Genomic DNA, 14,518 nt, shown 5'->3' on the forward strand with positions numbered 1-14,518 from the left:
AAAAAATGAATGTGCGGTGATTTATTTTTGAAATTCTTGAAATTATATCAAAAATTTAGAGTTTTGACGGAGAGACTATTAAGTTTTTTAAAAATGGCTTGGGCATTAATTACCGCATCACTATCCAAATCAGGATGTTCGTCAATTAATTTTTCCATAATTGTTGCCATATAATAGAAATCGGTATTACCTTTAATTGAATCAACGCTATCTTTATTACCAAATTTATAAGGACTAATCACTTTTTGAGCACGTATAAAAAATACATCATCAATTTGTGCAACTGGTAATTCTGGGTACTTATTTTTAAATGCAACTAAGTTGCAAACGTTTTTATATGCAAGTTTATTTTGTAACCAATCATTAACGTCCATGACTATGGATATGCTATCATGGTAACCACTAGCTTGGGAAATTCTTATTATTTTATTAGGTTCACTTTTTAGTGCATATATACACGAGTTTCCACCTCCGTTTAGGATTGCACCTAAATAAGCATCTTGAAAACCATGATCAAAATCTTTTACTTCTACTTTGGAATTTTCCGAAAAAACCTGAACAGGATTTATAATAGAAAGTGTGTTAGTAATTAATTCGCTGTTATCATTAATATTGTTTATTATTTTTTGCGTATCCACTAAAGGTTGGTTTAAAGCATTAAGCACTTGGGGTAAATCTTGCCCGATTACGTAATCCCTTAATGTACCATTAAATTCTCCGCCCTTTCTTAGTAGTGGGCCATGAAATTTATCAGTTGTAACAACACCAGAAGATATGACCTCAGCTGCTAAATCAGCATTATACAAATCCCTACCAACAAATCCAGGCTTTATGAGGAAGGATATTTTTTTAGCATCTAATAAACCAGCTGTTTCAGAACAAATCTTCAAGGCTTCTACAAAACTATATCCAGCGTTGTCAGCAAGTTTTTTGAAGTTCAGTAGCACATATTGAACAGCATCCCAGCTATTATCATCAATCTTGTTTATGGTTTTATATGTATCCAATAAAGGTGTAGGTAATTGTTTAGTTTTCATTAGATTAGCTCAGCTCAGTAAAGTTGTATAAGTTTAAGATATATCACATAATCTTTAGTAAAAGATAAATCAATATATACGAAAGGTTGCTAAGTGTCAACTAATTAGCATATTCAAGCGGGTACAATTGTAGGAACTTCCATTAGCTGACCATTTTCTAACCATAAAATTTGGATACGAATTTTTTTCTCTGGATATATTTTTTGAACTATTTTTTTGTAAGAAAGAAGTTGGGTAATGTAATTTTCTGGAGCGGTATTAAGGCTAGTTGCAGGATTGATATCTGATTTATAATCGATAATGATTATTTCTTTTTCTAAATGAATCATCAAATCAATTCTTCCTAGGTTGATCTTCTCATCACCTAAAGTTCCAATTGATAGTTCTGTTAGAGTATGGTTTTGAATCAGGCTATTAAATTCTATATTTGCTGACAATAGTTCGATACTTTTCGTAATACGTTTTTGAGATTTTTCATCAAGTGTGCCAATCAAGGGGTGATTACTCATAATAGACATTTCTTTTGCAGCAACCGAATCTTCAAGAATTTTGTGAAATATTACTCCATATTGTGCCGGACTTACTGTTGATAATGAGTTAGAAATGTATTGTACAGAGATTGACTTATTAATGTCTTTTTGAAAAATCTTATTCCAAGGATAGAAATATTCTGTCTTTTGAGTTTCAGGAAGTTTTTTTTCTTTATGATTGAAATAATTATTGTTTGTACCATAAATTAACTTGCCGTCATCAACTTCTACTGCAATTTCTTTCATCGCTTTATGAACTAACTCAAACCAACAATTTTCAGCTATTGATCTACCTCCTTCATAACCGCATACTATAAGGTGATCTTCGGCTCTTGTCATGCCAACGTAAAGTAGCCTTAAATATTCTGCATAAATCTTTTGTTGTTTTAGTTTCTTTAGGTCAATGTAGTAATCAGGTACATCAGTTGAATTTTTTGCTGACAAACAATTGTCATCTTTATCCCAGATAAAGTGATCATTGTTGGTTGGTAAACTTGTGGTGTCACAAAGAATTACAATAGGAGCTTGTAGTCCTTTTGCCCCATGTAAGGTCATTATTTTGACTTTATCAGAACTACTAGAATCTCTCTTTATTGAAGAATCGCTACTTTCAATCCAAAATATAAAATTTTGTAAAGAGTTGTTATTTTGAGAAGCGAAATCTTGACAAGCATATAAAAGCTCATCGATAGCGTCATTACTATCCGGACCGCAAGACGCATTTAATGCTTGTCTATATCCCAGTACATCAACCATATATTGGAAAAAAGTTTCAACATTGGTTTTTTGATATACTTCAAAAAATATGCTTAGGTGCTCAAATAAATACTTATATTCTTTTGAAGAATATTGTTCTAATTCAATATAATTCCAGATTGATTGTTTCTCTCGGTTGATGGCAATATCGTGCAAAAGTGATCCGCTGATTCCAATAATTGGTGATTTAAGAAGTGCTGCAAGGTTAAGATCGTCTTGTGGATTTAAGACAAATTTTCCAATTGCCAGCAAATCTTGTACAGCCAGATTTCCTCTTAAGGTGATTCTATCAAGGCCTGCTACTGGAATCCCATCATTTTGTAGAGCTATAATCACTTCCTTAGTAAATTCATCTCGTTTTCTGAATAAAATCATAAAATCATTGGGTAACGTAATTTTATTCGTTGCAGCAAGTATTCTACCAGAGCCAAGAGTTTGTTTGATATAAGAACTAATTTTTTGTGCTAGCTGCACCTTTGAAGAAGTGGTGTCCACCGCTGATTTAACTATTGGCCAAAACTCATTCTCAGAATTTTTAGTGCTACAGATTGGCCATAATTCTACGCTTCCTGCGTGACTGCTCCGAAAGGCATGTAGTTGGTTTAAAGTTGATGAAAATGTGCCAGGAATTTGTTCTCTTACTCTATTAAAGACCTGATATACCACGTATAGCACCTCTGTTGCTGAGCGATATGATGTTTCGAGGTTTACATTTTCGAAATGTTTGTTGGCGGCAGACATTTTCTCTTTTAGGTATTGGTTCATTTGAGAAAAAGAATCAATATCAGCCCCTTGAAAGCTAAATATTGATTGTTTCTCATCACCAACAACAAATACAGTGCGGTTATTCTTTTCTACCCCATCACCTGAGTAAAATTCAGCAATCAAAGCTTCAATAATGCGCCATTGATAGTTGCTGGTGTCTTGTGCTTCATCAATAAGTAAGTGATCAATCCCACCATCTAGTTTATACAGTACCCATTCTCTTGCCGTACTGTTATTTAAAAGTTTACAAGAATGTATAATGAGATCATCATAATCTAGCAACGCTTTTGTTGATTTATAATGTTCATATTCTTCAATTATTTTAGAGCCAAGAAGAGAAAGTAGTTTGGAGTGATTTTTTAGTTTTACAGTTTTCTCTTTTTGATCCAGGAGATATACTTGCTCCTGTATTGCTTCTAGGTCAAAATATAAATTTGACCCAGGTTTGGCTATTTTCTGAGTAACTATTCTTTTTTTCTTTTGGCCATGTTCTGTTAAAAAGAATTTTTTTAGCTCTTTTGTTGTAGTATTAAATCCTACAATAGTTTGTACTATTGGATTCTGTTTAATTAGCTCATAGTATTTATCGTTTGAGCTTTGAAGCTCAGCAATAAGTTTGGTGGTTTCATTTTTAAAATTTTCTAATGAATTTTTTGACTTAAGAAACTGGGTTTTTTGTTGGATGATTTCACTAAGCATTTCATCAATAATCAGTTCATGAAAATTGATCGATAAATACTCAGTTATAGGCTCCAAACCTTCTGCATTCATCAAATGTTTTTTAATCTGATTTAAGATATAATCTGCCTCTATTTCATCGATAATTTTAAAACTTGGTGAAACAGAGGCTTCAAGAGGAAATTTCTTGAGTAATTTTTGACAAAAAGAGTGAATAGTTTGGATATTAATATTATTTTCAGACTTTAAATATGTATCATACAATGATCTAGCAATGACTATTTCCCGATCAGTTGCTTCCCTGCCGATTGTTTTATTTAATTCCTGAATTAATATATCTCTATCAAGCTTTGACCATGTATCAAGAGCAGTAGTAATACGCTCTTTCATCTCTCCCGCCGCTGCGTTTGTGAAAGTGAGGCATAATATCTTATCAAATGCCTCGCCTTTTAATAATAAACGTAGTACCCGATCCGTGAGTATTTTTGTTTTTCCAGTTCCAGCTGAAGCAGATACCCAGGTTGATATCTCTGGGTTTGATGCTTTATTTTGTAATGAATTCATATCACATAAAACTTATTCAATCTGAATTATAGCTTATTTCAATATTATCTGTAAGTAGTGTTGATAAGAATATTACTATGCGAATAACATATTGACCCATTAATGGGTATTTGATGTAAATTACGAATTACTTATATTATCGTTAATTACATTATATAATTAGGTTGAGTATTCATATTATGTCTAAATTTAAAGCCCTAGGGGCCGTTGCCTCTTTTATTGCCATTATTCTACCGCTTTCTAGTGGTGCTGCGACTGAGCATACAACAGTTGGCACCCCAGCAACTGTCGGAGTAAATAATGGTTTGGTCGGCTTTGTTAATGGTGATAGTGTAAAATTGGGTGGAGCTCATAATTTACTCTCTTCTGGAAATCATATAATAGCAGCTATGGATATTAGTGGTAACAACAGCATATTTACTATGCTCCATGATATATCTCTAGGATCAGTAGGAAATTCTGGTTTGACTGGAAAATTTTTAACTGTTTTATATAGTGGGCTACAAACAATAACTTTACCCGGTACTGCTGGTTCGGGAGGGAGCAGTATTGGATTAAATGACTACTCTGGCCTAGGTTTGGTAGATTATAATAATAATGCAGGTATCTTGGAGTTGAACTCTGCGGGTGTAAACTATGCCAACAACTTTCAGAGTACAGGTGGGGATAATGGGACAATAAGAATTTTACAGAACTCAACCTTATCAGGGGCATTTAGTGGGACCGCCGGAACAAAAGTGGCGTCTTTAGTTCTTACTACAGATAGATCGTTGGTATTGAATACCAACCTTAATTTATCAGCTAATATTAGCCTAGAATCAAATACAACTTTTAGTATCAATTCTGGATTTAGTGTTAGTGCAAATAAAGTAGAATTTGCTGGAGGCAAGGCAGCTAACATGATATTTGGCCATAATACCACGTTGGATGCAGAAGTAGGTATTATAAATCCTGGCGGTAATATTATTGAGTTTCAGGGAGCTTCTAATATTTTAAAGAAAATAGATATTTTCTCTTTTGGTGGCAATGGTTCTAAAGTTAGTTTTTCTTCAAATAATCCAGCTCATAGATCGTCATTAACTAATAATATATCTGCCGATATTATTGAAACCAAGGGTTCAATAATTGGTATTGATGCCGAAGAAATAGCCCTTTCAGGCCAAACTACTGCTAATAATACAATTTTTGATCTTGGTCTAAATACGGCTTTATTTACTAGGGGTTTTGCGGTGATTATGGGTACTCCAAAATTTAATTCCACATTTAACGGAGTCAAGGGGGGTCATCTTGCAGCTGAAGGCATAAATATTGATATGAGTGGTGCTGATACAGTAACCATAAATCTTACAGATATTTCTTCTGTTCCTGGTCCTGCAGGTAGACAATATACTATTTTTGCGGAGTTAAGGGATAAGTTTGATGGAGAAGGAACAGCAGAAGGGAGTATGACCCTTCCTGACGATAGTATCGTCGCACTTAATTCACCAGCAAATCCACTCGTGAAATGGACATATTCTGAAGGTATTCTGAGTCAGGTATTAGTCCCCAATGTTGATCAAGTTGTAGCTGTTTTAGTGCCTAATAATCCAAATGTTACTCCCGTTTTAAATTCTTCAGCACGAGAAGATTTGCTTAATGTTGTAAATCAATCTGGCAATGCTGTTCAGTTACTGGATGCACTGCAACCAGATGCCATTGCCCTTGGAAGTGAGCCAGCTAATCAGGCTGCTGAAAGTGCTTCTCAAATGATTTCTGGTGCAACACGTGTAATTGATGCACGAATTAGCAATATACAGGTGACAGATAGTGGTTTGTCCGGTGTTACTGCTGGTGATACCAATAATCAAATTCACGGATTATGGTTTATGCCTTTTTTTGGTGACGTAAAGCAAGAACTACGTGGCACTCATCCAGGATATTCCGCTAAATATTTTGGGAACATTTTAGGTTTTGATACTTTGTTTGAAGATGACTCAACAATAGGAGTGGCTTTAACTTTTATAAAAAATATAGTCAATCATAAAGATTCTAATAAGGGAGACAAAAGTGTTATTCACACATCGGTGATATCTCTATATGGTCTAAAAACTCTTGCTAACAATTGGTTTGTTCAAGGTGTTTTATCACTTGGTTCAAGTAAAATTGACAATAAAGAAATAAGGTTTACTTTTCCTACTATTTCAATAGCTAGTGCAGATTATAACTCAATCAGCACTACTACAGAAATAACAGCTGGTTATACTCACTCCTTGTCAGCAAATACCATTATTACTCCTTTATTTGGTATAGAATACACGCGGTTAAATAAAGTAGATTATACAGAAACAGGAGCTGGTTCTCAGAATTTAACTGTGAATAGAAAAGAGTTTAATAAGGCTGAATTAATTGCTGGGGCAAAATTAGATCATTCAATAGCTATTGAAGATTTTACATTTATTCCTGAAGTTCATGGATTTGTTAGATATGATGCAATTAATAAGCCTTTAAAAATAACCGCTGCATTGCAAGGAGAGCCGCCTTCACTAATTGTTCCTAGAACCACTGTGCAAACCAGAGTGACTTATCTTGTTGGTGCAGGATTTGATATTAAGAAATCTAATTTTGAATATGGATTCGGTTATGATGCACGTATTGCTCAGAAATATATTGCTCACCAAGGTGTTTTTAAGTTGAGACTGATATTTTAAATGATGTAAATATTTTGATAATCTTTCCATCAATAAACTACTAGCACTTATGGGCTAACATTGTATATGTCACATAGAAGTTAGTATTGTTCCGCCGTAATTTTCCATGTGCTTTCTAAAGTTTTACAATCATCTAACGAGTGAGGAGCTAAACAGATTAAGACTCCGCCCTTTTTAATTTCTGCTGCACAATTTTCTACATGATTTTCAGAGATACCAATATTAATTAGAGCTCCAACTAAACCCCCGGCTATTCCACCTGCAGTAGCTCCAGCTAAGGCCACCGCAATTGGCCCGGAAATAATTAAGCTAAGTCCTGAAATTGCTAAAGCAGTTCCCATGGCCATTATGGCACCGGTAATAGCTCCGGTTGTAACACCAAGAGATCCTCCAACCCCAGCCCCTTTTATTGCTTCATCGCTTAATGAAGCATTTTCATGAGCTCTATTATGCCCTTGGTGGGCTTTTGTCTCCTCAGACATTAATATACTTATTTCGTCTTTCTTATAACCTAATTTTAATGCTGCATTGTAAGCTTTTCCTGCTTTTTTGAAATCTACAAATAAAGCTGTAATTAATCTACTAGGAATGTTTTGTATTTTTTCAATGTTACTCAACCTTATCTACTACCCCACATAACTTCCAATTTTTATTTGTTATACTTATACTAAAAATAATCATAGGTTATATATTTCATTATCTTATAACTATAGGTTATTAAAAAATAATAACTAATGCAAGTAAGTTATCTTATTTTTTCGATTTCTTTGCTAAACGGTTCTGTCAAATTATCGAATTGGGGTTATAAGATGAGGCTTTGATTTGGACGCTTTATATGAAGTGATATCTGTTATTGGATTAAACTGATACATCTCTAGTTAAAAAAGTTTTTTCCTGATATGGCAATATGGTTGACCAGAATTTTTATTATAATATTGCTGATGATAAGCTTCTGCCTTCCAAAATGTGGTAGCCGGATGTAGCTGAGTTGCTACTTTATAACCCATGTTTTTTAAATACTGCATTACTTTATCGGCTAGTTTATATTGTGTTTCTGTATGGAAAAATATTTTACTTAGGTATTGTTCCCCAAGATCCGGTCCCTGACCATTTACTTGTGAAAAATTATGTATTTCAAAGAAATATTGTATTAGCCCCGTGTAATTAATTATCTTAGGATCATAGACAACCCTAACGGCTTCTACGTGCTCAGTATCACCATTACATATCTTTTCATAGGTTGGGTAATCGACAAGTCCACCTGTATAACCCACTTCAGCTTTTAGTACGCCATCTAGCTTATTAAACAAATGTTCTACACCCCAGAAACACCCAGCTGCTACAATCGCTTCTTCCGTATCTTTTATATTAGTATATGGGACAAAATCTAAAGCCAATGAATTAATACAATATCTTGTATTAAGCTTTGTATATTCTTCACCGAAGAAAACATGACCTAAATGTGCTTTACAACTATTACATACTACTTCGGTACGAAGATCATTTGGAGTAGGCTTGAGCGTTACTGTATTTCCTAATTCACGCTCAAAACTAGGCCATCCTGTATGAGAACGGAATTTATCTTTACAATCAAATAATGCAATACCGCATTTCCTGCAAAGATAGGTGCCTTTTGGTAAAAATTCATCATTAGTTGCCGTATAACCAGGTTCTGTATTTTTATTTATTATAACCGCTTTTTCTTCGGGAGTTAAACTACTAGTTTTTATCATAAGGGCTACCTCCATATTGTTTGTTTAACCAACTCTATCATAGGTTAAACCCAACCTATATCTTTTTCTATCTCAAGATGTTTTTACTGCTAGATAACTTGGTTGTGGATCTGCTGTATCTCAGGGTGTGGTATAAATTCATTTGTTCGAGTTTTGACAGATGCTCCATGAACTTCAGCGGACATGACATAGTATGATTGTCTATCTTAACAGAGCTACCATTATCAAGTCTAGTAAGACTTTTTTGAACGTTCTTGATGAATTGATGGAGCAAGAATCTGGCCATGATGGTCTGGATGTTTCAAAGTACCGTGTAGCTGAGATAGGAACTTTTGTTCTTTTTTAAGGATATCAATTACTTGCTCTGAGGTTTTGGCTTCCCGCTTCTCCTTCGTGATTGCTCCTAGATTAGAGCTAATATGGTGCCATTCAATACCTTTATCCAGTTTCTTATGGGCCCCGCGTCGTCTGCTGCAACTCTTTGAGTAAGCTTATCTCCTCAGGACAATCTGTAACTATCGATGAAATCAGTGAATTCAAGTCCATGCACCTATTCCAAAATGGGGTTAAATCATCACAATAATATCGCTCTTGCCAAAGCTGCCAAATGTAATATTATTAGCTTTAAAGCTAGCGAGAAATTAACTAAGGTTAGGGCTTAATAAAATGACACAGCGTGATGATGACATAAGTATGGGGCTGACGGGATTAGTATTTTAGGGTTGATTTTAATAGTAGGCACTTTTAATATCGGTGAATTTAAGTCTGTACTCCTATTCCCAAAATGATTAAATCACCACAATAATATCGATGCATTAAACCAAATTGCAGTTAAGGGTGCTAAATGCGGTTTTTTGTCACCGCTCACTTCAATCATTAATTAATGTAATACATTCAAGTAGACTATATATGATTAAACGAGCTTTTTCTGCTCCTATAACTTGGGTTGTATCTTTCCAGCTGGTATCTATAACCATTGGCTACATTACGAGATTCGGAATGTACCCATGGTATGGTCAATTAATCAAATCTTCCCTTACTCCACCGGGCTATTATTTCGGAATAATCTGGCCAATCTTATACATTAGCTTAGCTATTTTGGGATGGAAACTAAACAGGGAAAGGGAGAAAACTATACTAAAGTGGTATTGGACTGGGATGTTTTTAAACTGGTTATGGAGTCCAGTATTTTTTACTTGGCACTTAAGCTGGGTAGCGCTCTTGATATTAATTTTACTTGTTTCTATTAATGCCTATATTTTAATTAAGCTAAGAATTGGATATACCAACTATGCATATATGATGCTACCTTATTTCTTGTGGCTTTGTTTTGCTTTATATTTAAATATGATGATAGTACTCTTAAACTAGATAAAGAAAATGCAGAATTCACGGGCGTGCCTAAAAAAACAAATTGAAAAATTAAAATCATCATGAGCAAAGTTCTAGAAAATCCTGTCCAATCAATTTTAGAGAAAACAGCTATTAATATGCTTAAGGACAAAATTGATCTTAAGTTCATTTCTTTGGTCACTGGGTTTTCAGAAGACTAACTCCTAAAACTCAAAAGTACCCTTTAAGTCTAATCTATTTTGAGTATACCTCACGTAGACTGGTAAAATCTAGTCTATTTTAAAGCTTTGAATAACTTATAATAAACTATTATTGTAATACCACCTATAATAGAGTGTGAAGAGTTTATGGGCCGTTATAGTAGAATATTATAACAGTTGCGGCGCTGTTAATTTCAGTTAAAATTGCATTCACAACTTTAATACGCCTTCACCAAATATATTTTATTGATGGAATAATGACAAAAGAAGAATTAGAACATGATGAAGATCTCAAAGATCCTAGTCTTGATATTTTGGACAGGAAGCAGTTTGCCGAATCTTTTGCAAAGAGTATAATTAGGCTTAAAGCGAAACAGGGCTTTGTATATGGTCTCTACGGCCCTTGGGGGTCAGGTAAAAGTACAATTATTAACTTTATTGAACATTTTATTGAAGAACATAATGAGAAAAGTGAAGGAGAAACAAAGGTTTTGATCTTCAGATTTAATCCATGGATGTTCTCCTGCACAAAGAATCTTACGGCTGCCTTTCTGAATCAATTACGTGCTAGATTAGGTATGTTGGGTGTCAGCGATAATTTAAAGGAATTTGCCAAAAAACTTGAGCTAATGGAAAGGGTACTATCAGTGGCGGCTCCCACGTTAAAACTTATACCAGGTACAAGTGCAGTTATAGAAGGCGCCAGCCATACATTGTCTGGTATCAAAAACAGTATTAATTCTGCTTCAGAAATTTTAGCTCAAGATTTGCATCATATAAAAAAGGATATTATTGAACGATTAGAACAGCAGAAAGACAAGATTTTGGTGATTATAGATGATTTGGATCGTCTTTTAGATGATGAGGTGAAAGATCTTATGAAAATGATCAAAGCAGTCTGTGATTTTCCTCAAGTTATTTACTTGCTTGCATGCGACTCTAGAAAAGTAGCAGATTCTCTGAGCGCTGGTAATACCGATGGTCACAACTACCTTGAGAAGATCGTACAATGCACTTTTAACGTTCCACGTCCAAGCAAAAATAAACTTAACAAGCTATTTCTCCAGAAACTAGAAGAAATTGTTGAACCGTTAAAAAATAAGAAGCTACTGTTCGATGAAATAGAATGGGGAAATTTATTCTATGATGGCGTTTCTCCATGTTTTAAAACCCCTCGAAATGTAAAGATCCTTATTAATTCTATTAAAGCTCACTACTCAGCAGTACAAGATGAGGTAAATGTTACTGATTTCGTTGGTGTGCAGGCACTACGTGTATTTTATCCGAAGGCTTATGCAATAGTAGACGATAATAGCGGATTTTTAACAGGTGACACCTATGGTTATGAGCTTGAAGTGAAACGAACAAAGGATTTTTATGAGCATCTACACAAGCAAGTTCACGAGGAAGATTTAGAATACTTTCAAAGGCTGATGTCTAGATTATTCCCTAAATATGAATTTATTGTTAGCGACAGGAAGTTTGGTTGTGACGTTAGCTTTCTGGAAGGATGGAGAATGAAACGTAAGGTATGCGTAGAAGAGTGTTTTAATACATATTTCACTTTATTTATTCCAGAGGATACTTTTACTTTAAATGTGATGACGGAAATTATAACTTTAGCTAACGATCAACATGCACTTAAACTTAAACTACGTTCTTTTATAGAGTCAGGAATGTACAGTGCTTTTTTACATGAATTATTCCATTTTACAACAAACATACCAGTAGGAAGAATACAACCGATACTTCAAGTTATTTACGACCTAAGCGATGAAGTGCCTCCTGAGGATGATACTTCAAGTTTTATTAGTCCGGGTATTGACACGATTACGCTAGTGATTTCATCAAAGTTGATCAAACGTTTGGAGGAAGAACAGGAAAGATTTGAGCTCCTTAAAACGCTATTTGAAAATTCTGAATCTATATCAATGGTAATACGGCAGGCATACTCAATCTACTCAGAAATAGAACAAAACCAGCATAATATAGTTACAAGTGAGCATACTGAGGTACTTCGTACTTTGGCACTTAAAAGAATTAAGGAATTTGTAAGTAACAAAAAACTGCCACAAGTTGGTCTTTTTACACATATTCTTTTCTGTTGGCAGAAATGGGAATCAAAGGATGTAGTGGGAAAGTATATCAAAGAGCTAACAAGTACTAATCAAGGTATAATAGATTTTATAACCGGGTTTTTAACGTTAGAAAAGTCACAAAGTATAGAAGATACCGTATTTTCAGTTAAACACCGCGTATCTCATAAAACTATTCTAGACTTTATAGAAGAATCAGAACTAGAGCTTTTAATTCAAAAAGCACGCACTATCCTGGCTGAGGATAATAATCTGAAAGATAGGCAAAAGGGAGTTTTACAAACATTCATTGACGAAAAAGACAATCCTTAATAATTATTTATATTCAAAGTCTTTATCATAACATTGGCTTTACACCTGTCAACCCAGACAGTATTTAAAATTTACAAATATTTCATAAACACGCTTGTGTCATAAACGGTGGTAATCTTACAGTTATACTTGCTGGTCATCCAAAGCTTGGCAATGATCTGAAACGACCTACTATGGAAGAAATTGGAGCTCGTACTCAGCTTTTTCAGCTTAATTATTGGGTAGAGAATAAAGAACATTATGGCGCATGGTTGTTTAAGCATTGTTGTAGAAAAGATGTTAAAATGCTAGAGATCATTACGCAAGAGGCCATGGATTTACTTATAAGTAGCTTGGTTACTCCATTACAAATAAATTATTATTTAACCCAAGCCATGGAACAGGCCCACTTGTCTTATACCAAGGCAATTACAACTGAAATTATTCAATCTATACTTGTACCGGATTTGGATGGAATAGAGGCGAAATTGGCGCGTAATGGATATAATTTGCAGGCTTTATGCGGAATACTAAATAGCAGGACAAGCGAAATTAAAGCTTATTTGCTTGGTCAGCTCAATACTAACAAATTGGCAGAATTTAACAAAGAAATTTATAAACTCGGGATAATCTAGGAAAAATTTGTTTAAAAAACGTGAGTCTACAGAATCAATGAAGTGCGACAGTGGCAAAGGTAGAATCAGTTAATTTGAGCCAAGGTAATTTCACGGTCAATAAATGTCAGAGATACTTAATACCATACCTTTAAATAAGAAAGTCGTTGAAGAATGGAGCAAAAAAGCTGCTGATAGAAAAACTGTGGTTTTCTGTTCAGATGTAGCACACGCAATGAATGTTACAGATACCTTTAGATCTTTTGGAGTTAAGGCTAGTTTAGTAACTGGAGCTATGGCTAAAGAGGATAGACAAAAAGCATTAAACTCCTTAGAAACTGGCGAGACACAAGTAATTGTAAACGTTGCTATTCTAACAGAAGGCTGGGATTATCCGCCAATCTCGTGCGTTATCTTACTACGTTCAAGCTCCTATAAGTCAACAATGATTCAAATGATAGGCAGAGGTCTTAGGACTGTTGATGCCACAATATATCCAGACACCATTAAGCAAGATTGCATAGTGCCAGACTTTGGCATTTCAACAATTCTGCATGGGTCATTAGAACAGCAAATCAATTTAGAGTATTATTTTCATGATTGATGTAATCCAAATATTCTTTGTAACCCATCGTCGACTACACGACTTAAACGCTAGTGGTTGGTAGCAGTTAATTACTCTTATTCCTTTAGGACAATTGTTAATGATAGGGTTTATTTTCTTTAAAGGTACTCAAGGTACTAACAAATACGGAGAACTTCCTACCGATTAACTTTAAAAGACTCTTACCATTATAGAAAGAGTCTTTTACCTTACTTAAATACTTTTGAATTTCTCGTATTGATTTTTAGAAATGACAAAGACAGTATCGCCTTGATACTGGATAGCTTGAACCTTATCAAACTTAGCGTTTTGTATTATTACATCTAGATATTCTCTTGGATCGTCTTGACGTAGCTCTGTTAGAGTCCACAAATTGTATTCACGTATAGACACATAATCAATCTCCTAAACTTAATTAAAATGATGGTGCTAGGGGCTTCAATAAGTCATTGTAAAAACGATAACTACCCGCTGATTTCATGCCAGAGGCACTTATAACAGCAGACCCCCAGCATAAAGCATCAGGTTTAAATAGTCTCTCCGTCAAAACTCTAAATTTTTGATATAATTTCAAGAATTTCAAAAATAAATCACCGCACATTCATTTTTT

12 protein-coding genes are annotated in these 14,518 nt (G+C 34.4%); 7 read left to right on the forward strand and 5 right to left on the reverse strand.

Going from position 1 to position 14,518, the window contains the following annotated elements; genetic code table 11:
- Positions 1–47 precede the first annotated feature (47 nt).
- Together Megvenef_RS02555 and Megvenef_RS02560 are read right to left on the reverse strand one after the other, a co-directional pair.
- Positions 48–1,037: a hypothetical protein gene (locus Megvenef_RS02555; protein ID WP_322776433.1), complete on the reverse strand. Its 990-nt coding sequence runs from the start codon at positions 1,035–1,037 to the stop codon at positions 48–50.
- Between the two features lie 113 nt (positions 1,038–1,150).
- Entirely contained in the window at positions 1,151–4,330 is a 3,180-nt protein-coding gene (locus Megvenef_RS02560) for a UvrD-helicase domain-containing protein (RefSeq protein ID WP_322776434.1), read from the reverse strand.
- Between the two features lie 179 nt (positions 4,331–4,509).
- Between Megvenef_RS02560 and Megvenef_RS02565 the strand changes: the two genes are divergently transcribed.
- Positions 4,510–7,017 (forward strand): autotransporter family protein, encoded by a 2,508-nt coding sequence (locus Megvenef_RS02565; protein WP_322776435.1) that lies wholly within the window; start codon positions 4,510–4,512, stop codon positions 7,015–7,017.
- An 80-nt stretch (positions 7,018–7,097) separates the two neighbouring features.
- Here Megvenef_RS02565 and Megvenef_RS02570 read toward each other — a convergent pair whose 3' ends face one another.
- Positions 7,098–7,634 (reverse strand): hypothetical protein, encoded by a 537-nt coding sequence (locus Megvenef_RS02570; protein ID WP_322776436.1) that lies wholly within the window; start codon positions 7,632–7,634, stop codon positions 7,098–7,100.
- 261 nt (positions 7,635–7,895) lie between these two features.
- Positions 7,896–8,750: a bifunctional methionine sulfoxide reductase B/A protein gene (locus Megvenef_RS02575; RefSeq protein ID WP_322776437.1), complete on the reverse strand. Its 855-nt coding sequence runs from the start codon at positions 8,748–8,750 to the stop codon at positions 7,896–7,898.
- A gap of 193 nt (positions 8,751–8,943) precedes the next feature.
- Between Megvenef_RS02575 and Megvenef_RS02580 the strand changes: the two genes are divergently transcribed.
- The 6 genes from Megvenef_RS02580 to Megvenef_RS02600 all read left to right on the forward strand — a co-directional run bounded on the left by Megvenef_RS02580 (position 8,944) and on the right by Megvenef_RS02600 (position 13,908).
- Positions 8,944–9,096: a hypothetical protein gene (locus Megvenef_RS02580; protein ID WP_322776438.1), complete on the forward strand. Its 153-nt coding sequence runs from the start codon at positions 8,944–8,946 to the stop codon at positions 9,094–9,096.
- 175 nt (positions 9,097–9,271) lie between these two features.
- Complete coding sequence (locus Megvenef_RS02585; RefSeq protein WP_322776439.1) at positions 9,272–9,412, forward strand: hypothetical protein; 141 nt, start codon at positions 9,272–9,274, stop codon at positions 9,410–9,412.
- A gap of 247 nt (positions 9,413–9,659) precedes the next feature.
- Positions 9,660–10,121, forward strand: coding sequence for a TspO/MBR family protein (locus Megvenef_RS09810; protein WP_410519750.1), 462 nt, complete (start codon positions 9,660–9,662; stop codon positions 10,119–10,121).
- A 439-nt stretch (positions 10,122–10,560) separates the two neighbouring features.
- Positions 10,561–12,711, forward strand: coding sequence for a KAP family P-loop NTPase fold protein (locus Megvenef_RS02590; RefSeq protein WP_322776440.1), 2,151 nt, complete (start codon positions 10,561–10,563; stop codon positions 12,709–12,711).
- Positions 12,712–12,884: 173 nt separating this feature from the next.
- Positions 12,885–13,325: a hypothetical protein gene (locus Megvenef_RS02595; protein WP_322776441.1), complete on the forward strand. Its 441-nt coding sequence runs from the start codon at positions 12,885–12,887 to the stop codon at positions 13,323–13,325.
- Between the two features lie 103 nt (positions 13,326–13,428).
- The gene (locus Megvenef_RS02600) at positions 13,429–13,908 is read left to right on the forward strand and encodes a DEAD/DEAH box helicase (RefSeq protein WP_322776442.1); all 480 of its coding nucleotides are present in this window, start codon (positions 13,429–13,431) and stop codon (positions 13,906–13,908) included.
- A 213-nt stretch (positions 13,909–14,121) separates the two neighbouring features.
- Here the strand turns inward: Megvenef_RS02600 and Megvenef_RS02605 are convergent, their stop codons facing one another.
- Positions 14,122–14,301, reverse strand: coding sequence for a hypothetical protein (locus tag Megvenef_RS02605; RefSeq protein WP_322776443.1), 180 nt, complete (start codon positions 14,299–14,301; stop codon positions 14,122–14,124).
- Between the last annotated feature and the right edge of the window lie 217 nt (positions 14,302–14,518).

Source organism: Candidatus Megaera venefica (assembly GCF_034554655.1).
GTDB classification, from domain to species: Bacteria; Pseudomonadota; Alphaproteobacteria; order Rickettsiales; family Rickettsiaceae; genus Megaera_A; species Megaera_A venefica.